20 protein-coding genes, 2 pseudogenes and 1 other annotated feature are annotated in these 21,266 nt (G+C 47.7%); of the genes and pseudogenes, 13 read left to right on the top strand and 9 right to left on the bottom strand.

The window, feature by feature from the left end; translation table 11 throughout:
• Positions 1 to 497 (top strand): annotated as a pseudogene (locus L696_RS0119905) (N-acyl-D-glucosamine 2-epimerase); the annotation flags it as partial.
• A gap of 418 nt (positions 498 to 915) precedes the next feature.
• On the opposite strand, the gene L696_RS0119895 reads toward L696_RS0119905, so the two are convergent.
• Complete coding sequence (locus tag L696_RS0119895; RefSeq protein ID WP_025685197.1) at positions 916 to 1,593, bottom strand: peptidylprolyl isomerase; 678 nt, start codon at positions 1,591 to 1,593, stop codon at positions 916 to 918.
• Positions 1,594 to 1,709: 116 nt separating this feature from the next.
• Here L696_RS0119895 and L696_RS31260 point away from each other — a divergent pair, with 116 nt between their 5' ends.
• Positions 1,710 to 1,880, top strand: a complete 171-nt coding sequence (locus tag L696_RS31260) for a hypothetical protein (protein WP_162833920.1) — start codon at positions 1,710 to 1,712, stop codon at positions 1,878 to 1,880.
• 44 nt (positions 1,881 to 1,924) lie between these two features.
• Here L696_RS31260 and L696_RS0119885 read toward each other — a convergent pair whose 3' ends face one another.
• Positions 1,925 to 2,182 (bottom strand): YqkE family protein, encoded by a 258-nt coding sequence (locus L696_RS0119885; RefSeq protein WP_025685196.1) that lies wholly within the window; start codon positions 2,180 to 2,182, stop codon positions 1,925 to 1,927.
• Positions 2,183 to 2,313: 131 nt separating this feature from the next.
• On the opposite strand from L696_RS0119885, the gene L696_RS0119880 reads away from it, so the two are divergent.
• The 4 genes from L696_RS0119880 (at position 2,314) to L696_RS31540 (ending at position 5,084) form a co-directional block, all read left to right on the top strand.
• Entirely contained in the window at positions 2,314 to 3,546 is a 1,233-nt protein-coding gene (locus L696_RS0119880) for an MFS transporter (RefSeq protein WP_025685195.1), read from the top strand.
• Positions 3,547 to 3,712: 166 nt separating this feature from the next.
• Entirely contained in the window at positions 3,713 to 3,892 is a 180-nt protein-coding gene (locus L696_RS0119875; RefSeq protein ID WP_025685194.1) for an aspartyl-phosphate phosphatase Spo0E family protein, read from the top strand.
• A 523-nt stretch (positions 3,893 to 4,415) separates the two neighbouring features.
• Positions 4,416 to 4,658 carry a reverse transcriptase domain-containing protein gene (locus tag L696_RS31545; protein WP_025685193.1) on the top strand — a complete coding sequence of 81 codons (243 nt, stop codon included), beginning with the start codon at positions 4,416 to 4,418 and terminating at the stop codon, positions 4,656 to 4,658.
• Between the two features lie 51 nt (positions 4,659 to 4,709).
• Positions 4,710 to 5,084, top strand: a complete 375-nt coding sequence (locus tag L696_RS31540) for a group II intron maturase-specific domain-containing protein (protein WP_025685192.1) — start codon at positions 4,710 to 4,712, stop codon at positions 5,082 to 5,084.
• A 99-nt stretch (positions 5,085 to 5,183) separates the two neighbouring features.
• On the opposite strand, the gene L696_RS0119860 is transcribed toward L696_RS31540, so the two are convergent.
• Complete coding sequence (locus L696_RS0119860) at positions 5,184 to 6,809, bottom strand: DUF1593 domain-containing protein (RefSeq protein ID WP_025685191.1); 1,626 nt, start codon at positions 6,807 to 6,809, stop codon at positions 5,184 to 5,186.
• A 214-nt stretch (positions 6,810 to 7,023) separates the two neighbouring features.
• On the bottom strand, positions 7,024 to 8,109 hold the full coding sequence (locus L696_RS0119855; RefSeq protein WP_025685190.1) for a bifunctional 3-deoxy-7-phosphoheptulonate synthase/chorismate mutase: 1,086 nt from the start codon (positions 8,107 to 8,109) through the stop codon (positions 7,024 to 7,026).
• Positions 8,110 to 8,195: 86 nt separating this feature from the next.
• Positions 8,196 to 8,467: a binding site (T-box leader), on the bottom strand.
• Between the two features lie 165 nt (positions 8,468 to 8,632).
• Between L696_RS0119855 and L696_RS30640 the strand changes: the two are divergent.
• A pseudogene (locus L696_RS30640) lies at positions 8,633 to 8,722 on the top strand (GNAT family N-acetyltransferase); the annotation flags it as partial.
• A 44-nt stretch (positions 8,723 to 8,766) separates the two neighbouring features.
• On the opposite strand, the gene L696_RS0119845 reads toward L696_RS30640, so the two are convergent.
• Together L696_RS0119845 and L696_RS0119840 are read right to left on the bottom strand one after the other, a co-directional pair.
• Positions 8,767 to 8,952 (bottom strand): hypothetical protein, encoded by a 186-nt coding sequence (locus tag L696_RS0119845; RefSeq protein ID WP_025685189.1) that lies wholly within the window; start codon positions 8,950 to 8,952, stop codon positions 8,767 to 8,769.
• Positions 8,953 to 8,987: 35 nt separating this feature from the next.
• A complete protein-coding gene (locus tag L696_RS0119840) occupies positions 8,988 to 9,248 on the bottom strand; it encodes a hypothetical protein (protein WP_025685188.1) in 261 nt (86 codons plus the stop codon).
• A 477-nt stretch (positions 9,249 to 9,725) separates the two neighbouring features.
• On the opposite strand from L696_RS0119840, the gene L696_RS0119830 reads away from it, so the two are divergent.
• Positions 9,726 to 11,615 (top strand): sensor histidine kinase, encoded by a 1,890-nt coding sequence (locus L696_RS0119830; protein WP_025685187.1) that lies wholly within the window; start codon positions 9,726 to 9,728, stop codon positions 11,613 to 11,615.
• Positions 11,616 to 11,714: 99 nt separating this feature from the next.
• On the opposite strand, the gene L696_RS0119825 is transcribed toward L696_RS0119830, so the two are convergent.
• Together L696_RS0119825 and L696_RS0119820 are read right to left on the bottom strand one after the other, a co-directional pair.
• Entirely contained in the window at positions 11,715 to 11,951 is a 237-nt protein-coding gene (locus L696_RS0119825; protein WP_025685186.1) for an NHLP leader peptide family RiPP precursor, read from the bottom strand.
• Positions 11,952 to 12,025: 74 nt separating this feature from the next.
• Positions 12,026 to 12,961 carry a class 1 isoprenoid biosynthesis enzyme gene (locus tag L696_RS0119820; protein WP_025685185.1) on the bottom strand — a complete coding sequence of 312 codons (936 nt, stop codon included), beginning with the start codon at positions 12,959 to 12,961 and terminating at the stop codon, positions 12,026 to 12,028.
• Between the two features lie 191 nt (positions 12,962 to 13,152).
• On the opposite strand from L696_RS0119820, the gene L696_RS0119815 reads away from it, so the two are divergent.
• Positions 13,153 to 13,632 (top strand): hypothetical protein, encoded by a 480-nt coding sequence (locus tag L696_RS0119815; protein ID WP_025685184.1) that lies wholly within the window; start codon positions 13,153 to 13,155, stop codon positions 13,630 to 13,632.
• 406 nt (positions 13,633 to 14,038) lie between these two features.
• Here L696_RS0119815 and L696_RS0119810 read toward each other — a convergent pair whose 3' ends face one another.
• Positions 14,039 to 15,262 (bottom strand): acyltransferase, encoded by a 1,224-nt coding sequence (locus tag L696_RS0119810; protein WP_025685183.1) that lies wholly within the window; start codon positions 15,260 to 15,262, stop codon positions 14,039 to 14,041.
• Positions 15,263 to 15,467: 205 nt separating this feature from the next.
• Here L696_RS0119810 and L696_RS0119805 point away from each other — a divergent pair, with 205 nt between their 5' ends.
• From L696_RS0119805 to hcp, 4 genes are all read left to right on the top strand, one after another.
• Positions 15,468 to 16,475, top strand: a complete 1,008-nt coding sequence (locus tag L696_RS0119805) for a substrate-binding domain-containing protein (RefSeq protein ID WP_025685182.1) — start codon at positions 15,468 to 15,470, stop codon at positions 16,473 to 16,475.
• Between the two features lie 76 nt (positions 16,476 to 16,551).
• Positions 16,552 to 18,633: a cache domain-containing sensor histidine kinase gene (locus L696_RS0119800; protein WP_245233403.1), complete on the top strand. Its 2,082-nt coding sequence runs from the start codon at positions 16,552 to 16,554 to the stop codon at positions 18,631 to 18,633.
• The gene (locus L696_RS0119795) at positions 18,581 to 19,828 is read left to right on the top strand and encodes a response regulator (protein ID WP_245233406.1); all 1,248 of its coding nucleotides are present in this window, start codon (positions 18,581 to 18,583) and stop codon (positions 19,826 to 19,828) included. Before L696_RS0119800 ends, L696_RS0119795 begins: the two co-directional genes overlap by 53 nt.
• A 96-nt stretch (positions 19,829 to 19,924) precedes the next feature.
• Positions 19,925 to 21,217: a hydroxylamine reductase gene (gene hcp / locus L696_RS0119790; protein WP_025685179.1), complete on the top strand. Its 1,293-nt coding sequence runs from the start codon at positions 19,925 to 19,927 to the stop codon at positions 21,215 to 21,217.
• The last annotated feature ends 49 nt before the right edge of the window (positions 21,218 to 21,266 follow it).

Raw genomic sequence — 21,266 nt, 5'->3', positions numbered from 1 at the left:
CCCTCGGGGTGCAGGCGGATATTGGTTCACTCGCAAGTATGGTTCGGGACCGCGCCTGGACCCGGCGGTTTGGGGCTACCGCCCTGGAGGGCGGTTATGACGCCTGGACCGCCTACGAATACCATCTGGGCGGCTATATGTACGATGAGCCGCCCACCCCGCTCTGTGCGGAAAGGTCGACCGCAGATGAGGTGGTCGTTTCTTTCAGCAAGCGGATTGCCACGCCGTCTGTGAATGAGCTGCGTGTCTGGAGCCGGGAGAGTTCGACTGATGCCACGGGCGATCAGATTCGCATAGGCAGGAACGATTCACTGAGGCCATTAGAGCTTGTGGACGCAGCGGCAGACGGTAACCGTTTACTGCTACGTATATGTAATTTGCCGCCGAGGGCGTTCAGCCTGAGGCTTGAAGGGATACAGGATACACCGGAGCTATGGCTGCTCAAGGGAAGGAAGGCACATCACAATCTGCCGGAGCATGAAGTGCAAGTTCTTTAAAATTTGGGTAATAACAAGTAACAGTTGTATAAGCGGCTCATTTGCCGCAGCATTTTTAAATAATATATCTATGGAGTAATAACATCATATGGTTTTAAAGCTGTCCCGGTCAGAGGGAGCGGAGGAGCTGTTGTCGTTGCTTCAAGAGATGGAGGGTATTCGTTCGGTAGAGACCAAATCCAATTAGACGGCTGTACTGTTTACAGCATGTCTTTCAGTGCCTCTTTTGTCGAACGTTGACGGGTCCTTGAAATAGTAAAAAAGCTTTAAAAATAATGATTGAAAACGCTTCCTTTTGTGTATATACTCTTACTACATCACAGAGGCAGCACCAAGTAAACATTACTGTGGAGCACGATAGACATCTTTATATAACATGAAAAACGACCCCATGCATATGCACAGGGCCGATATTATCTTACTTCACTTTGACTGGAGCCGGATATTTCTTACCCAGCGTGTCCACGGTTACCTTTTTCATCGTAGCTGGCTTGATCGGTTTATCATGGCTGTCACGCTTGGAATTCACGATGGCATCCACCACGTCCAATCCAGACGTTACTTTGCCGAAAGCAGCGTATTGACCGTCAAGGTAATCCGCATCGGCAACCATGATGAAAAATTGCGATCCGGCTGAATCCAGATCCGCTGAGCGGGCCATGGATAGTACACCGCGCGTGTGCTTGAGCGTATTGTTGACACCGTTGCTCTTGAACTCGCCTTTGATGCTGTAGCCGGGGCCGCCTGTACCGTTACCCTGCGGGTCACCGCCCTGAATCATGAAGCCGGGGATGACACGATGGAAGATCGTACCGTTGTAAGCGCCCTTTTGCACCAGGGAAATGAAATTGTTAACCGTGTTCGGTGCTACTTCCGGGTACAGCTCAAGTTTAATCTTTTTACCGTCGTTCATGACAATCGTGACGATAGGATGGGAAACAGGTTTGCTTTTGTCTTTAGTCGCGGCAGGGGTTGTACTGCTTGTCCGGCTTGCGGCTTCAACATCTGTCGCTTTTGTGCCGCATCCAGCAACCAGCACGAGCATGGTAGCCAGCAGGCACAGCATATACCAGGGACGTATCGTTTTTCGGATCATTTGTATTCCTCCTGAAAGGTTAGATGTGTAAAATCCTAAATTATAGTTTGGGGCAGCGCAGAGCACTTTTCCGTTTTCTATCATACCTTTTTTTGTTGGGATAAGGAAATACGGGTTTGAATACCGTATTCTTGGCCCATACTGCTGCTATTCCCAAGGAAAGGGGCAGAATCATGGTGGAGGTAGACAAAAAGCTGGCTAAAGGTCTCATATGGGGTATGGCGTTCAGTCTGCCGGTTTGGATAGGGGTGCTGTACTCGGTACAACACATTCGTGACTGGCTATAATATAATCAAGCGTGGAGATAGGCCAAAACCGGGATGGTTTTGGCTTATTTATATTTGTGCCAATCCAGATTGCTGTTATTCAGCAGATGCTCGAAGTTGTTGTCCAGCTTCTTCTGTTCTGCTTTTTTTGCTTCGAGGGCACGCTGCCGTTCGTCTTCCTTACGTTTATCCTGCTCTGCCTGGGCTTCATTGGCCTGAGCCTTGAGCTTATTCAGCACGTCCTGACTCAATAGATCCTTTAACGTTGCGGGTTTGTCCTGAGCCGCAGGAGCAGGGGAAGACGAATTTCTTTTTTTAGCCATGTCATCAACTCCATTCCATTCGATTATATCAGCTTCTGCATGGTTGTTCCACGGCTGAAGGGTGAGGTTTGCTGTGGACTTTTCTAATTTAGAGGTTAATAATGGAATGTGGAGAAGGGACGTGTAGCTTCATGCATCTTTATTGGAAGCGAAACCTGGTCGTTTTGTGGATCGGTGTATTTTTTTGCAGCATGGCCTATTCCGTATCCATTCCGTTTTTACCTATTTTTCTGAATACGGAAATGGGTGTGACCGATCATCTGGAGCTGTGGGCGGGGATCGCCTTTGGGGTTACCTTTTTAGCCAGTGCTCTGATTGCCCCGTTTTGGGGTTCGCTCGCAGATAAGTATGGACGGAAGCCGATGCTGATTCGTTCAGGCTTTAGTCTGACGGTATTGTATTTGATATGTGCCTTTGTGACTGATCCGTATGTGTTCGTGGGGGTACGGCTGTTTCAGGGCCTGCTCTCCGGGTTTATTCCTGCCGCCATCGCATTGGTCGGAACGGGTTCGCCTGAGGATAAAACGGGTTATGCACTCGGCATTATGGCAACCTCCGGGGCGACGGGCAGCATCATAGGTCCGTTGATTGGCGGAGTGGTAAGCCATTATTACGGCAATCGAAATGCCTTTCTATTCTCTGCGGGGCTTGTGCTGGTCTCTGCGCTAATTGCGACCTTTGCCGCTAGAGAGGACAACTTCAAGGGAACCAGTACCCGCTCGCATGTCCGTGATGATATCAAGGAGGCTATTGCTAATCGGCCCTTGTATTTTTTGCTCATACTGGCTGGATTGAGTACCTTTTCCGTCATGATCCTGGAGCCACTGATTACGGTGTATGTTCTGGAAATGGGAATTGACCGTAGCCGAGCGTCCTTAAGCTCCGGAATTGTATTCTCAGCCGTAGGCATTGCGGCTGTGCTGATGGCTCCCCGCTGGGGACGGATTGGTGGCAGGATTGGATTTGCACAAGTGATGCTGATCGGGCTGATTGGTTCGGGAATCGGCAATATCCTGCAATTTTTTGTATCGAATTTTATCGGCTTTGGTGCGCTTCGGTTCGGTTACGGATTGTTTTATGCGTCTGTCGTTCCGGCCATCAACGCAATGACTGTGGAGGTCACCAAGCCGGAGTTTCGCGGACGAGCCTTTAGCTTGAATCAATCAGCTACCCAACTCGCGACGATGGCGGGGCCGTTGATTGGCGGCATGCTTGGCAGCTGGATGCCAATCCGCTGGATCTTTGTGTTAAACGGTGGCATACTGCTGCTTGCAGCGTCGCTGCTATGGATGAAGGGAAGGGATGTTTTCCCGGCCTCAGCTCAAAATAACGCAACGGATCGGGATGTTCGTCCTGCCGGATAGGTGTATTGTAGACAACGGTTCGATGTGCATGAACATATTTAATTGCAGACCTGCTCTTTCAGCGGGTCTTTTTTTGTTTGATAATAGATAATTATCCCAAACCTTTACTTTTAGTAAACTTATTCATAACCCTCTAAACTAAGAATACGACAAAGGAGGTTATATAATGATAAGGGACGACATTTTGCGACAACGGTTGGAGAAAGCTCGACAAAGGCTTTATGTTTTGCAAGCAAAACATGGCTTCAGTCACTCCAGCGTGCTCAGACAATCTATGATTCTGGACAAGCTCATTAATCAATATAACCGCCATTTCTATGTGAAAGAAAAAAAGCCGACTGCATGAATGCAACCGACCTGGGCGAGAAACATGGTGAGGTCACTCGCCCTTTTATTGTCATCGTTATATATTTTAGTTGAAATCTTAGCATCGGAAATAGCGTTACTTTTACATCATTTACGATACCCCCTGCAAAATTCACAAAAAAGCACGATACATACCGTTCGTAATGTGAAAAGTTGAACGATTAATTTTCGCCTCATTGATAATATCGGTTACTGTAATCTTAGTAAAGGTTTTCTGCTGAATACAGACTATGAAACTTCTTTTTTAAAACAGTTTATTATCTTGCAGCTAATTTTTTATCTGAATTATATAAAAAAGAAAAGCTGGGGAAATAACGCTCCAGATCACATGAAAGTAAACTTTTCAGCCCTTTCGCTTCGCAGGAGGAAGTCGGAAGGGCACTGGACAGGGACAACCAGAACAGAGCCTACAAGCAAGTCAAGCGCAATCACGGAGCGCCGGGAATCGACGGGATGACCATCGAAGCAGCACTGCCGTGGCTGCGGGAGAATAAAGCGGAGTCATGGAAAACGGAATACGCCGCAAAACGGAAGAAGGCTCTCCTCAAGGTGGGCCGCTGTCGCCCCTTTTAGCGAACATCTATCTGAACGAATTCGATCAGGAGATGAAAAGCCGGGGTGTGACGGTCATCCGTTATGCGGATGACATTGTCGTGCTGGCGAAGAGCAAGGTCGTTAGCGTCGTCGCGCAGAAACACTTCAAATTCCTTGGCTTTGCGCTGGGAAAGAACGGGAGAGGCGTGTAGATCCGCGTCCACAGACAATCCCTTGCAAAGGCAAAGAGGAAGTTGAAAGAGTTGACGAGCCGAAGCCAAGGCAGAAACGCCCGGCAGGTGATGGAGGACGTGAAGGTCTACATTCGCGGATGGATCGGTTATTTCGATGTAGCCGACATGAAGCGAATCCTGCAAAGCTGGAATGAATGGCTGCGAAGGCGGATGCGCATGTACATCTGGAAAGGGTGGAAGAAGCCGAAAACGAAGGTGCAAAACCTGAGGAAGCTGGGGATACCGGAGTGGCAGGCCTACCCATGGGGAAATACACGGACGGGATACTGGCGAGTTGCCGGTAGCCCGGTGCTGTCTCGCTCCATAACAAACGAAAGGCTCGTACGGGCAGGGTATTATGACTTCCCTGCACAGTACGAGCGTCTACGACACAATTGCACTTAAACGGTTGAACCGCCGTATACCGAACGGTACGTACGGTGGTGTGAGAGGTCGGCTACTCAACTAATGGGTGGCCTCCTACTCGATTGGATGTTCCGTCCTTTATTTTACAGTTACAATCACACGTTGGTAATGTTTTAGCTGATGCTTTCCATTGTCCTGTACTTCTGCGATGATATGAATCGTATTTCCAGTTTTGGCATCCGCGGGAACTGTAAAACTTACTGCATTGGTATCGCTGCCTTGCAAGTCAATCGTATTTACTTTCTCACCCTTGGCCACTTCTCTATGAAGTCCAAGTTGCATGTTACCCAGCATTTCAGGTTTAACTGGTGCCGGTTTTACTTTAGAATCTTCATACGTATCGGCTTCAAAATATCTCCACCATTTATAGGTTAATGGATCGCCGTCCGGATCTGTTCCTTCCGCATGGAGTGTTATTTTCTCCCCAGGACTAGCTGTTACATCTAATCCTTCTTTAATGCTTAAAGATGGATTATGATTAGCAGCTTTATAGTCGGATGCAATAGCCCAATCTGCACGAGCTGCAAAGTCATTTTGAATATCATCAAACCATCTCATCAGAGAATATTCTGCTTCAAATTTTTTCGTATGCACATCGTAGTCTAACACGGTATTTCTAAATAATTTATCGTTAACCACACCGAAACGACCGCCCCAGCCACCATAGGTTGGGTTTTCCATACTCCGCAGACCGTTATCAATCAGATAGAAGAATGACGGAGAGTCTCCTTCAGAGATAAAATCATATTTATCATATTGTGGATTTTTCTTTAAATAAGCGTCACTGCCTCTTTGTTCTTCTGCCAATTCACCTGGAATCATCTTTCCATCGCCCATCAAAGCGTACATATCAAGCAATTTGCCGTGACCATTTTGGATATTCTTGAAATTCCAGTCCCCGTGTAACTTGCTGTTGACTTCTTCCGTGTGCATTTTCCAAGCGTATGCAAAATGCCAGAAGTTAGATTGATCATTGATAATTCTGATGTCCGGCCAATTTTTTGCGATGTATTTATTGTAGCTGTCATCTTGATCCAAAATGATATAAAGAACGAGCTTATCACTCACCTTTTTTTGGATACCAGCCCATTTAGCTGTATTTTTATATTCGTCCTCAATGGATTTTAAAGCTCTGGCTGTCGTATTTGTGCCACCCCAGGTTTGTACATATAAATCTCTTTTGTCATCATCCAGGAAGAGATTTTTAAGAAAATTAGATCCTTCTGTTTCTTTGTCCATTTCACCTTTGTATGAAATATTGCCTATCTTGGTCACGCTCTTAATATATTCTGGCTTGGGATATCCTTCGGCATGTTTAGTTAGATTAGGGTAAATCTCTCCATAAGCATCAATCATATCCGTTACCCATTGAGTTCCAGTCCATCTGAATGGCTTTATGCCTGCTTTTTCATCACCTGCATAATGGTACACGGAACTGGTCAGTACGATACCGGACAAGTCCATTTCATTAGAATAGAGGAGGAAGCGAATAACCGAATTCATATCATCGACTTCTCCATCGGTCGTAATAACGGTTCTAGCCTTCGTCGCTTTAGCTTCTACTTTATTGTCCACTTGTTCTTTGGCTGGAGTAGCTTTTTCATCCTTTGCAACAGCAGGAGCTTTTCCGCCGCTGCAACCACTGATGATCAAAATACATATCATACCTAATAGAAAAACGTTTAACCATTTTCTTTCTCTCATTTTCTTTTCCCCTTCCTGAACGTACACATGATGGTTTTTTAGGATTAAGACTGTATATACATTGATGGTTTTATATCTAATTTTAGGTATAAAAAAACCTAGACACATTATGCTTCAAAAAGAAATTGAGCATACATGTATCTAGGTTTTGCCTGCATTATCAGTCACAATCCTGATTAGATGTTACATCATAATCCGAGAAAATGAAAGCGATTTATTTCACTTTGAACAAACCGGATTCTTTTACTTCGGACATGAAGTTGTGGAATTCAGGAATATTCAGCTGTTGCTGGGCATCGGACAAAGCGACTGCCGGGTTCGGATGGACTTCCACCATGATCCCGTCAGCCCCAGCAGCAAGTGCGGCCTTGGCACAAGGGGCCATGATGTCCTTGCGTCCTGTGGAGTGGGTCACGTCGACCAGAACAGGCAGATGGCTTTCCTTTTTCAAAATCGGCACGGCGGAAATGTCCAGCGTGTTACGAGTCCATTTCTCATACGTACGAATGCCGCGTTCGATCAGCATCACTTGCGTGTTGCCACGGGAAACGATGTATTCCGCAGCATGAAGGAACTCTTCCATTGTGGCTGCAAGTCCGCGTTTGAGCAGGATCGGAGTTCTTGTTTCGCCGGCAGCTTTGAGCAACTCGAAGTTATGCATGTTACGCGCACCAATTTGAATGATATCGATGTATTGGATCGCTTCCTCCAAATGTCTTGGATCGACGATTTCACTGATTGTGGCCAGTCCCAGCTCATCGCCTACGCGTTTGAGAATTTGCAGCCCCTCAATGCCCAGTCCCTGGAAATCATATGGAGATGTACGCGGCTTGAATGCGCCACCACGAAGAATCGGAACGCCCGCCTCTTTCAGAGCTTCACCGACTTCACGGGTTTGCTGGTAGCTTTCCACCGAGCAGGGACCTGCGACCATAACGGAGGCTTTGCCACCAACGAGCGTGTCCTTAACCTTGATGACTGTGCTATCCGGCTGATTTTTGCGGCTAACGATCAGATGCTTTTTGTGTTCTTCTTTTTGATAGTTCAGGGAAGCCTTGAAAATATTTTTGAACAACTGGCGGATCGTAGCGTCGTCGAAAGGTCCACGGTTAGCAGCGATCAGCTTGTCCAGCATTTGTTGCTCGCGTACGGGATCAAAATCAGGCACCCCTTGAGCTTCTTTTAATTTACCCAGTTGTCCGACCAGTTCAGCACGCTGCGACAGCAGCTCCAGCAATTCCAGGTTGGTAGCGTCGAGCTGTTCCCGCAGCAGCTCCAAAGAATTTTCATTTGTCGACATAGATAACATCCTTTCCCGAATAAAAATTGTTTTTTCTGTCAATCGATAGAGCTTTTTTCAGAAAATAACACAAAAAGGCATTCGCCGCAAGGGACGAATGCCGTGGTACCACCCTAATTACAGAAGTATACATACAAGTCGTCAACGTCATTCCAGCCGACAGTAGCTACTTCTGAGCTTGATGCCCGTAACGGGGGCTTCCGGAAACCTCTAGTGCAGATAAGAAATGAATCCTTATGCTGGTTCAAGGCTCGACTCGGGAGTGAATTTCAACGCGGGATTTCGGTACGCTCTCAGCAATTCGTACCTTTCTGTGGAAATCCGGTAGACGTTTACTTGTCTCCGTCCATGTCTTTGTTCATGTGATTCAAAAGAGTTGACTTTATTTTAAACAAAGTAGGTGCAGAAGGCAAGACTTGTTTGTCAGGTTCGATTCTCGCCCGGTTTTGAATCGGTTATAATGTGAACAGCAACGGGAATCCCTTGCCATCTAAAAGACGTTATGTACAAGGAGTATGCCCCTATGGAATATCATCGCATTACTCAAATAGAAGACCCGCTGTTTGCGAGCATGCAGCAGTTGATGCAGGAGGTATTCCCACCGGAGGAAGTGGGAAGCAGCGTCAGGCTGATTTGCATTCCCATATTTGTTCCTGATCATGCCTGATCCTTGGGTACAGGCTTTGCCGATGCAATGCCTCGCGGAATGTCTTCGACAAGATGTTGCTCGGTATCATCTGTATTGGACTTGTCCGCAGACCTGCGGTCATCCTCTTCCACAGGGTTCAAGGCTTTGTAACGTTTATATGCCATATCCGCCTGAGACATAGGATCTTTATACATATGAACACGTCAACTCCTTTCGGTTATATACTTCATTACCCTTTTGGAAGGCTCGATAACCGCTCGTCCTCGTCATCCCCATCGGTACCATTCAGTAAATCCGTGCCATGTATAAATTCCGCCGGAGCGGAAGGGTCAACAGGGCTGTCCGGGGATACATCATCGGCATCGGGAACGTTTTCCAGTGGGGTATCCGGTCCGTCGGTCAGGTTTTCCCAGTTCGTTTCTGCATTTTGCAGGAAAGGCTCAAAATCGTTGTCATGAAGCTCATCGTTTCTATGATCTCTTTTTGCCATCGTGCTTCAGCTCCTTTGTTCGTTGATTGCTTATTCCGACCTTACCCAAAAGGCAGAACGACTAAACCTGGGGTTAGTGTGTCTGTACGAGGTTGAAATCATACGAAATCGGGATGTCGCCATTCCCAATGAACGTTTTTTTCAGTAACTGCTGTGATATGATAAAGAGGATATGGAGGGATAGGAATTGGAATGGTAGAAATACGCGATTATTTATTTTCGGATATTTGGACGATATATGAGGATGAAGAGTGCGAACCATGGATTGGCCTCAGAGAACAGATGGAGCCACGTGAACAGGACATGATCATAAATCAATATGAAGATCTGACAAAAAATGAGTAAAAAGAACATGATACCCTTCTTATGAAGAAGGTATGAACATCATCGTATAGAATAATATTATTTCAGGACGTTGAAAAATGATAAAACGTATACAAGCTTGTAATCCTACTATGTAACTTTGAGGTGCTTAACATGAGGCTTGTGCCCAAAGCTGTCGCCGCTCTGCTGGCGGTCATTGTAATACTGTTGTCGATAGGCCTACCCGTCTATGCGGCTAAAACGACCCCGGAAATGAAATACCGAATACCCTCTTGGGATATGAGATGGGGAGTGGAAGGGGAGGATGGATCACTTGATGAGGTGCGGGACCCAAGCAAAGTTTGGATGCATATTAATGATGAATCACAGTTGCCCAAGCAACCCGCGAACACCGGCTCTGCCTGGATTCGTATTCGGCTGCCATCGCTGAATGATGAAACGCCGGCGGTGCTTTTTGAAAATATTTATGGCAGACATATTACGCTGTATAAGGACGGAATCAATTTTTACGAGTCCTATCGCGGGTACAATTATGAAAACAATCGTATTCTGATCCCGCTTAGACCGGAAGACGGCGGTAAAACATTATACATATGGACGGAAAGCAGCAAGAACAGACTGGGCATTATCGGAAATGTGATGACTGGTAATTATCGTGAGTTGCTGGGGACCTTGGTCAGAATGGATGTTCTGGATATTGTACTGGGCAGTACCTTTATATTTATAGCTCTGGTGCTGCTGGTCTGCTCATTTTTTCTGTTCCGTCCGAGCATGGCAATGTGGCTGTCCCTAAGCGCAATTGTGCTGTCTATTGGTCTGATGATCGTGACGTATTCACCTTTCCTGTATACGTTCTATCGTAGCTACGGCAAGCTCTATTTACAGCTTTTTGATGTAGGAATGTTTATTCTCCTTCCTTCACTAGCCTACTTTTTTGAGCAAAATATAAGTTCAATTATCCTGATTCGCAAATTTAGAAAAGTGCTGACATTTTACTCTTTATTCTGCTTTACGATGATGGTTGTAAATTTGGGAGCACAGGAACGGTTAAACGACGTATATTATTTTTTCAGTGTATCTGTGCTGAGCGTATTGCTTGTGGCTTTGCTCGTACTGCTGGTGTTTGCTTCGGTTCGTATGGCGATCAAAGGGGATCATGAAGCGATCATTTTATCGATAGGCTTTGCTTTTTTCGCAGTCATTTCCATCGGTGAACTGACCTGGTTCTTCATCAGGGACGGACACTACAATATGTTTCTGTGGAAATGGGGCGTGTTCGGCTTTGTGCTGGCCCTGATAGCGATTTTGGGCAGAAGGCTGGCAGAGAAGCATAAGCAAGTCGTTCGCTATTCCAGAGAGCTGGAGATGTTCAATAATGAGCTTCAGCGTTCTGAGAAAATGGAGATTATTAGCGATCTGGCTGCATCTGTGGCTCATGAGGTACGCAATCCGCTTCAGGTTACCCGTGGATTTCTCCAGTTAATGAGCAAGCAGGAGGACGGCAAGAACAAAGAATATCTGCATATCGCACTGGAGGAGCTGGATCGGGCTTCCGCGATTATTACCGATTTTCTGACATTTGCCAAGCCTGAATTTGAGCATACCAAAACGTTGTCTATCCTGGATGAGTTTAAACATATTGAAGGAATCATTAGTCCGATGGCCAACTTGCAAGGTGGCAAAATTTCTTTGGATATTCCCCAGGAAATCAAAGTGCGCGGGAATTCCTCCAAGTTCAAGCAGGCGTTCATCAATATTATTAAAAACAGTATTGAAGCGCTGCGAGATCAAGGGCATATTCATATATGGGCTTATATAGAGAACGGAGAAGCTGTTATTCATATTCGGGATAATGGCGAAGGAATGGATGCTCAGACTTTATCCAGACTGGGTGAGCCTTACTTTTCCAATAAGACCAAAGGCACAGGTTTGGGCATGATGGTAACCTTTAGGATTATTGAGACAATGAACGGCAAAATATCCTTTACAAGTGCAAAAGGGGTGGGAACAGAAGCGACCATCCGCTTCCCCGTAGCCGGATAATTATCCGGCTTTTTGTGCTAGGGAAAACGGAAGGAAGTTTGCTGAACCCACCCGCATGGTGTTTAAGAAATATAAAACAAATTTGCTACAAAAAGCAATTTACCACATGGAGCGTGGTTTCCGAGATGAAGCGAGCACGCCGGAAGGGTCTGGAGGGATGACCAGATAAAACTGATCAGGTGTTTCCTCTAACGTTTTGATTTGGATATGATCGGGGATCACGACTCCTAACACATCACGAATTGCTGATTTGGGATCGGTCATCAGTTTTTCTCTAAAACTGGCATCCTCCCACGCTTTTTGAATGACTTGTGTTTGAAGAACTTCAGTAGCCATCAAAAATCACCCTCTCATTCAATTGGTTATATTTACCTAGACAGTATACCACGGAAGTCCCATAAAATCTAGCATTATTTCATATTTTTGGAGAGCCAAAAATCCAGGCCGCCTCTTCGCAAATGCGAACGTCCGGCTTCAATCTCCGTCGCTTCCTCGCCCAACTCTTCTGCGATCGAACGTGTGAACATACGCAAGCCGGGGATGTCCGGCTCCAGATTTTCCAACTGCTGGACCGCTTGGTCAGCAATACTTACGTAACTGGCAAGCGCGCCGCGTACATAAATCGCCTCTCGAATCTGCTCCGGTCCCAGTCCTTCGCGATAAGCCGTCTTCTGCTCGGCGCTGATATGGGACAAAAGGCAGTTGTAGCTATTTTCCTCCAAGTCCTCCGACCAGTCGGCCCAGTCATCTGACATTTGAAGTACAACCAGCGCTGTATCTGTCATGTCTGTAATGGTCTGGATCAGATCGGCACGCCCTGCGAGTAGCAATGCACCCGTCCCAGCCATTTTTAACGGACTGGCTTTCAGCGCCACCTGATGTCGTTCCCCCTGAAAATAGTCCTCTGTTCCCTCAGATGTCACACTAACGGCCCATTCACCGATATACGTTCGGGCATACGTCCAAAAAGGGGAGGACGCGGGAAAAAGGTCCCGGTATACGTCCAAACATTCGGTATAGAACAATTGGCTTAAGGCGAGTTGCATTTTGCGGTTGTCTGCTGCTGTGTCCATCACATCGTCCTGAATAAAATAATGAGCCATGACGAACACGTTGCCTAGTGATAGCTTACGGCAAATTTCGGGCGCCAGCCCGGTAAGTTCTTGCAGCCAGAACGGAAGCAAGTAGCATATGTAGTTACGCGTGCTGTCTTCCCGTAACGGATTAAAACGGGCCAGATAGTCCAAGCCCTGACTCTGAAATGGAGCAGGAAACGCGGCTGTCCGTTTTTCCGCTTGATGAAAAACATTTTCCAATTCATCTTTGTATGCAAAATACCATTCCATCGCTATCACCTGCATCTCTTATAGAAAATTTTATAGCGATATCTAGTTGTTACCCGCCATTATATAACAGATTGCAATTTTCAACATTTTGTTATTTTTACATTAAGGATTCTGCAAAAATATGTAGGATGAATAAAAAAAGCAGAAAGAGAAAATATAGTATGAAAAAGGACGAAAGAAGGGTCTGCATCATGAAAAACCAATGGAAATTGACCGCTGCTATCCTATATGGAGGGGTAATGATGTATGGGACTGCGGGTGTCGCCGGAGCTTCTATTCCCAACGCTTCAAGTCAAGGGGAAGCTCATCAGTGGAAGGTTGCACCACAGGATCATCACGGACAAGGACATGTTCATAGGCATGGACATGGGCTAGGGGGCTGGAACCACCATTTGAATGAGAAGGTCGCCAAGCTTCTGGGTATCACTCCTGCCCGGCTAGAGAATGAGCTGGGACAAGGAAAATCGTTGGTCGATATCGCCAAAAGCAAGGGCATCAAAGAGGAACAACTGATTGATAAGCTGAAAAATGAAATGACCGTGGATCTGAAACGGCTGGTTAATCGCAAAGGCCCGATTACATTCGACCGAAAGTCTGGAGCACCGCATGAAGCGCAATTGAAGCAGGAGCAGGGGGGAGGAACATCCTCATCCTCGGCTGACGAACATTAGACTAAAAAAGAGATGCCGTTTTACTTCTTTCAAAGAAAGACGGATTGTCGCACTTGGTTTGACAATCCGTCATGAACTGATTAATCAGTACAACAGTATGTTTCAGACCAGAAATCTGCCTCACTATGTTTAGAGCCAAATCATTGACAACGACGATGCTATATTCAGTCCATCCCCCCATTCCTTTTATGCGAAACTGTGACTTCTCCCACATAACGTTTATCATTATTCTATATAATTACTTATTTTAAAATAAAATACATGGTCATGGAATAATATGTTAATCAGTTGGGGAGATGGCGTGGCAGACCAAGGCAACAAAAAAAGCAGAGCTCCATAAGAAAGCCCTGCAAAAGAGTTGATTTTTTTGAATTAGAACTCCGAACTGGAAAACAGACGTAGAAGATTAGCCAACCTCCTGCGTGCCTTTGGAAGCGCGTTTGGAGGAAAGCGACTGGAACCGAAACGGCCAGGCTAACCGCTGTCGACCTTTTGAGCCAACAATCCAGTTGCCTCCCGGCAAATGGGCAAAAAGCCAGCTAATGCCCAGAGAAACGCTTGCCACGACGACAAACGTAATCAGCGTCGCCGTAAAATGATGGTCGCCCAGTGAAAGCGGACGGGTGTAATAGGATATAAAGGCCAGCACGAGTGCATGAGCCAGATACCCTCCGAAGGAATAACGTCCGATCCAGTTCAGCATACGGCGGAACGGCTCGGAGCGCTGGTCTTTTTGCAAATGGAGCAGCAGTCCATATAACAAAAGCAGCTGCGAGACAATCAGCACAAAGGTACTTGGCTTGAGGTAGGTGGAAATATTGAGATTGATCGTATCGCCCGACTGGATCAGCATCGTGTGACCCATGAGCATGAACAGACCAATAAAGACAAATACATTCCACGGTAATGTCTGCTTAGCCAGTCCCCGCCACGTATCCGTCATATAGGCACATACCGCGCCTAGCATAAAATAGAAAAAGTACATGACAAAGTTGTAGGTGCGGTAATCCAGCAGAGTCTGCCAAAGGGACGGTAACTTGGTGCTCCATGTAGACATGTCATAGTAGGACCATTGCAAGAGCAGAGCATATGCCGCCGCTGCTGTAAGCATCACAGTCAGAACGAGCTGTTTTTGTTTTTTGGTGCTATAGCGACGGAGAAACGTTTGTACATGCCCGGCTGCTTTTGCAAATAAGGGAAATAAAATATAAAACTGAAAAATCATCACCACAAACCATAGATGATATCCGCTGACAGGTATAATCATTTCCTCGAACATGCCCTTGTAAAAATAAATATTTCCCCACTGCGCCGTCGACCAGTTCTGGTTACATACCCAATACACGACCGTCCAGCAGAGAAATGGAACATAAATATCTCGAAACCGTCTGCCAATGTAACGGGGATAGCCAATCGGTTTGTTACCATTATAAAAAAGCAGCGCCGCAGACAGGAAAACGAACGTCGGTGTGCCAAAGCGTGTCAAATGATACAGCATTGCGAGCATAACGGAATCCGGCTGCTGGATGTCGCTGCGATAAATATATTCGCCAATGCAATGCTGAAGCACAACAGCGAGGTAGGCAAGACCCCGCAGTTCTGTCCACTCCGCGATACGCGGCTTGCTCATCCATATCACTCCTTTTCCACAAGATTCGTATACCTTCTCCATAACACAATTTAGGTATTGTAACGCAGAAACATTAGTGCAGGATTAACGTTACCTGAAAGTTGGAAGAGTGGAAGTAGTTCCAATTTGATATGATTGCGTTTACAATCTAAGTAAAATCACAATAAATTCACAACTTGAGGATACGCACGGAAGAGGTGGGCAAATGAAAAAAACGCTACTGGTATATATGCTGCTGATTGCGGCCTTTGCGCTCTATGTGTTCAGGTATGAACAATCCGGGCCGTTGAATGGCACTTGGGAGGAAAAAGGGCTGCGCGGCAACATCGGAGAAACCTATATGATGATTACGTTCCAGTCTGGTTTGGAGTATTGGAAAAGTGGTCTCAAGGGCTTTGAGGATGCCGGGGATGCCTTGGGGGTGAATGTGGAGTATCGAGGGGCTACCCGTTATGATGCGCAGGAGCAGACGACCGTCATAGAGCAGGCGATTGCTCGGAAGCCCGCAGGGATTGCGATTTCCGCGATTGATCCTCACTCTCTGATCCCGGCGATTAATAAGGGACTGGATGCGGGCATTCCTGTGGTGCTGTTTGATGCAGGAGCACCGGGGAGCCGGGCGTATTCTTTTTTGGGAACGGACAATTATAAGGCGGGTGTGACCGCTGCGGATAAAATGGCAGAGCTGCTGGGACGGGAAGGTGAAGTCGCCGTTCTGACACTACCTGGTCAGCAAAATCATGAAGAGCGCTTGCGCGGCTTTCGCGATACCATTCAGCGGCAGTATCCTGCCATGAAGGTGGTGGAAGTGGTAGATGGTCGCGCAGACGCAATGGTATCCCGGGATGAGTCACTCCGACTGATGAAGGCTTATCCGAAGCTGGCGGGGATTTTTGTGACCGAGGCGACGGGAGGAACAGGTGTCGGTGAAGCGGTACTGAGTCAAAAAAACAGCCATCCGCTGAAAATCATTTCTTTTGATACGAATAAAGCGACATTGGATATGATTCGAGCAGGTACGATCTCAGCAACGATTGCGCAGGGAACGTGGAATATGGGCTATTGGTCGCTTCAATATCTGTTCCATCTGCACCATCATTTGACGATTCCGGCACCTTCCTCTTCCGGTGATAACGCTCCGTTGCCCGTGCGGGTGGATACAGGCATTTCAGTGGTCACACGAAAGAATGTAGATGATTATTATGCGAAATGACGATCAACGGAAGCGGAAAAATCAAAGCTTGATTCCTGAAATAGGGAAGCGCATCCATACAGGAGCTGGAAAAAGAATGCAGCGGTTGCGCTTGCGTAATATGCCCTTACGGTATCAGCTCATGCTGCTGTTCCTGTTGTTTGGTATCGTGCCTTCGCTCGGATTAGGTCTGCTGGTCAACTGGACGGTGGAACGGATTATTGAGCGGCAGGTGGAAGATCATACGATGCAATTGATTGGCAAGGTGAACGAGGCACTGGATACCAAAATGGAAAATTTGCAGAACATGACGTATCTGATTGGCTTTAACCCGGATATCGGGGAGTTTTGGCAAGGTCGGACGCTGGCCGACGGTCATGCGGACCATGCGAGTCATGCAGGTTCTGCAAATATAGTAACGCAGGAAAATAAGGGGGAGCGGGCTAAGAATCAGGCTTACCTCTCGAATCAGGCCGCAAGCTCTGTACAGGCACAGGATAGGCTATATGGCATGAAGCAATTTTTGCAGGGTTTTACCACGTTATATCCCGAGATTGCGGGTATTCTAATCGTGAACGAACACGGCGACTATATTAGTAATGAAATGTATGCTCGAAGCGCAAGCAGTCTAACTCAAGAAGACTGGTACAAACAGGCGGCGCAGCATGCAGGTATTTTTACTGTACTGGGACAGCCGAGCCATCGTAATGTGACCACTCATGTTCGGTACAAGGACAGTGAAATTGTGTCTGTTGTCCGGTCGGTGACGGATTCGGAGACTGGACGTGTGCTAGGCGTGATTATGATTGATCTCAAGCTACGGGCCGTATCGCAGGCCGCCAGAGATGTAACCTTGGGCAAAACCGGGTATTTAATGGTGACAGATGCTGAGGGACGCAGCGTGTACATGCCGGATATGCCTTTGATTGAGCGTATTCCCCCGGAATGGTTCGGGGCAGGTGATAGCGGGATGTTTACCCGTGAAGCCGGAGGTCGGGAACTGCTGTTCATGTTCCGTGCTTCCGAATTTACAGGCTGGAGAACGGTGGGGGTATTCCCGGCAGGGGAATCGACGCTGGAGGTGCGGCAAATTAAATTCTACGTCGTCTGTTTTGTTTTCATTGTATGTCTGTTTGGCTTAACGGCATCCTTGCGCTTGTCGCGTTCTATTGCGCAGCCGATTTTCCGGCTGATGTCCTATATGCGGACAGCAGAGACAGGGGATCTTACGGTTCGGCAATGGAGTGACCGTGGGGATGAAATTGGGATGCTTGGCAGGAGCTTCAACCGGATGCTGGAGCAAATTCGCCGTTTGATGACGCTTAGCGAGCTAAGGGAGCGGCAGAAGCGGGATGCCGAGCTGCGTAGCCTACAGGAGCATATTAAGCCTCACTTTTTATACAATACATTGGATACAATACATTGGATGGCTCGTAAAAACGGGGCAGAAGACGTGTCCGACATGGTGGGAGCGCTATCGAGATTGTTTCGCCTCGGGTTAAGCAAAGGGGATGACTTTATTCCGCTACGCAGCGAGCTTGAGCATATATCGAGCTATATGCAAATCCAGCAAACCCGGTATCGGGACAGACTCCGCTGGGAATTAAACGTACCCGAGGAGCTAGGGAAGCTGTTCGTGTTGAAGCTCATGCTTCAGCCTGTGGTAGAAAATGCGATTTACCACGGCATCAAGGCCAGGCGCGGTCCCGGCACGATTGGGGTAGAAGCGCGGATTGAGGGAAATAAGCTGCTGCTGACGGTACGTGATGATGGCGCAGGGATGACGGTGGAACGGTTGCGGGAGCTGAGGAGTTTGCTGGAAGCACCGCTGGAGGCAATGGAAGGGCAACAGAAGCCAAGCGTTACCAGTGCGAACGGCAGAAGCTATGGCATGCTGAATGTACAGGCACGTATACGGCTATCTTTTGGTGAGGAATATGGAATTGTATTGGACAGTGAAGAGGGGGCAGGTACCTGTGTTACGATTGTTCATCCGTTGCTGCGGGATATGACGCAACTGAAGAATTCTCATGAAAAAGGAGCGGATCAGGATGAAGAAATCAAACGCCACAGGCACCTCGACAACGACGAGTCTGACGGACAAGGCCATAACAGAAGTGACAACGATGACGGCAAAACGTTACACCAAAAAACGTTATCAGGTACTGATCGCAGATGATGAGCCGATCATTCGAGAGGGCATACGAGATTGCGTAGACTGGGCTGCCCTCGGCATGGAGGTTGCGGGTGAGGCGGAGGATGGCGAAGAAGCGCTGGAACTGGCGGTACGGCTTGGCATCGATATTTTGCTGGTCGATATGAATATGCCGTTCATGGACGGCATTGAGCTAATCCGACGGCTGCGGGAAGAACGCCCGGAATGTCGTTGTCTGATCATTTCCGGTCATGATGAATTTGCTTATGCGCAGGAGGCTGTCCGACTTGGCGTGGAGGATTATATATTGAAGCCGGTAGATGCAGGGCAGCTTCACGCTGCGCTGTCGCGACTCGTTCAGCGGCTGGAAGAAGAGCGCAAGCGTGCTGCCTATGTAGAACAGGCCGCCGGACAGATTGAGCGGAATATTCCGCTGCTGCGCCAGCGCTTTTGCCTGGAATGGCTGGAAGGACAGAACACGGGAAAAGACGTGATGGAACAACTGGCGTTTTTACGTCTTCCAACTCGGCCACCCGTTCAGATCGGCGTTGTACGGTGGCCTGCGGCAGAGGCGCGGCAGACGATTATGCGTGAGAATGACCGCCAACTGTTTCTTTTTGCCGCTGAAAATATTATTGGCGAGCTGTTGGAGGGTCTGCCGCATGTGTTGTTCCGCGATGTAAACGGGCTGATCGGCATATGCCTGTGGCAGGAGGCACCCGAAGCAATCAGCGCGACGATGGAGCAGGCTATCGGGCGCTACCTGAATATAGCGGTTCATACGCATGTGGAGCGAAACGCCGGGGGCTTGGAAGGCGCGGTTGATGCGTTCCAAGTGTGCCGTGATCGTGTATACAGCGAATCGCAGCTATCTCCACTCGTGCGCCGGGCGCGGCAGCTTATTCAGGAAGGCTTCGCCGACCGGGAGCTGACACTTGAATCCCTCGCCTCGCGTTTACAGGTATCCGCCGTGTATCTCAGCCGTGTGCTCAAAAAAGAGCTCAACGATAGCTTCGTGACCCTCGTCACGCGCGCCCGTATCCGCAAAGCGGTGCAACTGCTGGACTCCACCACGCTGTCTATCCACGATATAGCCGAGCGCACAGGATACGACAGCCAGCACTATTTTAGTACGGCTTTTAAAAAGACTATGGGTGTTTCCCCTGTTCAGTACCGCAAAGGTGGTGGAATTGGCGTAATCGTGTCGGATCAGGAGTGACCTGAAAAATGTGTGTGTAATCACACCTGCGCGTTTGGGGGTCTGTTACGCTATTGATAACGAACAAATATCTATCAATATTTGGAGGAAAACAATATGTTTTGTTATCAGTGTGAACAGACGCCGAGTGGCGGGTGTACCGTAGTTGGGGTGTGCGGCAAGAATGAAACGATAGCGAGCTTGCAGGATACGATGATTTTTGCATTAAAAGGCATTGCGGCCTATGCGACACACGCTCGACAGTTGGGCTATAGCGATCCTGAGGTGGATCGTATTACACATGAAGCGTTATATATGACCTTAACCAATTCTAACTTTAATTTACAAGAGCATTTGGACATGGCGATGAAGGTCGGAAATGCGGCTGTACGGATCATGGATGTGCTGGATCATGCGCATACGGATCGTTTTGGCATTCCGCAGCCGATTACCGTCAGTCAGAATAAAATTGAAGGTCAATGTATTGTTGTGACGGGACATAATCTGTATGCGCTGGAGGAATTGCTGCGGCAGACGGAGGGTAAAGGCATCAACATCTATACCCACTCAGAAATGCTGCCAGCCCACGGTTATCCAGCGCTGAAGAAATATGCACATCTGAAAGGCAATATCGGCAAAGCCTGGTACGATCAGCGCAGACTGTTCGAGGAATTTCCAGGCGCGATTCTCGCCACGACGAACTGTGTTATGCCGATTAAAGGCACGTATGCAGACCGCTTCTTCTCTTATGAAGTAGCCGGGCTGGAGGGAGTAGCCAAGATCATGGACGACGACTTTTCACCATTGATCGAGCGTGCGTTAGCCCTGCCAGCCGCAGATGTAGATTCGGAGCAGGTGCTTACGACGGGATATCATCACGAGACGGTTATCGGGCTGGCTCCTGAGATTATTCAGGCGATTAAAGACGGACATATTCGCCGCTTTTTCGTTATTGCAGGCTGTGACGCACCAGGTAAAGGTGGCAACTATTACCGAGAGTTGGCAACTTCCTTGCCGAACGATACAGTTATTTTAACCACGTCCTGTGGGAAATTCCGCTTTAATGACGTGGACTATGGCACCGTGGGGGACACGGGGATTCCGCGTTATATTGATCTGGGGCAATGCAACAATTCCGGTTCTACGGTGAAAATCGCTCTGGCGTTAGCAGATGCTTTTGGTTGTACGGTGAACGAGTTGCCAGTCAGCATCGTGTTGTCCTGGTTTGAGCAAAAAGCGGTGGCGATCCTGCTAGGCTTGTTCAGCCTCGGCATTCAGGATATCCGCATCGGGCCAAAGCCGCCTGAGTTTATTTCTTCTGGCGTACTGGATGTACTGGTGGAGCTGTTTGGCTTAAAGCTGATTACTACAGCGGAGGAAGATATGAAAGCGATGTTGGCGTTGTCGTAGGGGATTGGAATGGGGGGGACTGCAAAGTGCAGTTCCTTTTTTGTTGTGC

The organism is Paenibacillus maysiensis, from assembly GCF_000520815.1.
GTDB classification, from domain to species: domain Bacteria; phylum Bacillota; class Bacilli; order Paenibacillales; family Paenibacillaceae; genus Paenibacillus; species Paenibacillus maysiensis.
The sequence above is the reverse complement of the archived record's forward strand: the minus strand, read 5'-3'. Positions and strand labels throughout refer to the sequence as shown.

Coding starts and splice junctions, on each gene's coding strand:
- L696_RS0119895 (WP_025685197.1), bottom strand. CDS start 1,593: ATGATCCGAAAAACGATACGTCCCTGGTATATGCTGTGCCTGCTGGCT.
- L696_RS0119885 (WP_025685196.1), bottom strand. CDS start 2,182: ATGGCTAAAAAAAGAAATTCGTCTTCCCCTGCTCCTGCGGCTCAGGAC.
- L696_RS0119880 (WP_025685195.1), top strand. CDS start 2,314: ATGCATCTTTATTGGAAGCGAAACCTGGTCGTTTTGTGGATCGGTGTA.
- L696_RS0119875 (WP_025685194.1), top strand. CDS start 3,713: ATGATAAGGGACGACATTTTGCGACAACGGTTGGAGAAAGCTCGACAA.
- L696_RS31545 (WP_025685193.1), top strand. CDS start 4,416: ATGGAAAACGGAATACGCCGCAAAACGGAAGAAGGCTCTCCTCAAGGT.
- L696_RS0119860 (WP_025685191.1), bottom strand. CDS start 6,809: ATGAGAGAAAGAAAATGGTTAAACGTTTTTCTATTAGGTATGATATGT.
- L696_RS0119855 (WP_025685190.1), bottom strand. CDS start 8,109: ATGTCGACAAATGAAAATTCTTTGGAGCTGCTGCGGGAACAGCTCGAC.
- L696_RS0119845 (WP_025685189.1), bottom strand. CDS start 8,952: ATGTATAAAGATCCTATGTCTCAGGCGGATATGGCATATAAACGTTAC.
- L696_RS0119840 (WP_025685188.1), bottom strand. CDS start 9,248: ATGGCAAAAAGAGATCATAGAAACGATGAGCTTCATGACAACGATTTT.
- L696_RS0119830 (WP_025685187.1), top strand. CDS start 9,726: ATGAGGCTTGTGCCCAAAGCTGTCGCCGCTCTGCTGGCGGTCATTGTA.
- L696_RS0119825 (WP_025685186.1), bottom strand. CDS start 11,951: ATGGCTACTGAAGTTCTTCAAACACAAGTCATTCAAAAAGCGTGGGAG.
- L696_RS0119820 (WP_025685185.1), bottom strand. CDS start 12,961: ATGGAATGGTATTTTGCATACAAAGATGAATTGGAAAATGTTTTTCAT.
- L696_RS0119815 (WP_025685184.1), top strand. CDS start 13,153: ATGAAAAACCAATGGAAATTGACCGCTGCTATCCTATATGGAGGGGTA.
- L696_RS0119810 (WP_025685183.1), bottom strand. CDS start 15,262: ATGAGCAAGCCGCGTATCGCGGAGTGGACAGAACTGCGGGGTCTTGCC.
- L696_RS0119805 (WP_025685182.1), top strand. CDS start 15,468: ATGAAAAAAACGCTACTGGTATATATGCTGCTGATTGCGGCCTTTGCG.
- L696_RS0119800 (WP_245233403.1), top strand. CDS start 16,552: ATGCAGCGGTTGCGCTTGCGTAATATGCCCTTACGGTATCAGCTCATG.
- L696_RS0119795 (WP_245233406.1), top strand. CDS start 18,581: ATGACGGCAAAACGTTACACCAAAAAACGTTATCAGGTACTGATCGCA.
- hcp (WP_025685179.1), top strand. CDS start 19,925: ATGTTTTGTTATCAGTGTGAACAGACGCCGAGTGGCGGGTGTACCGTA.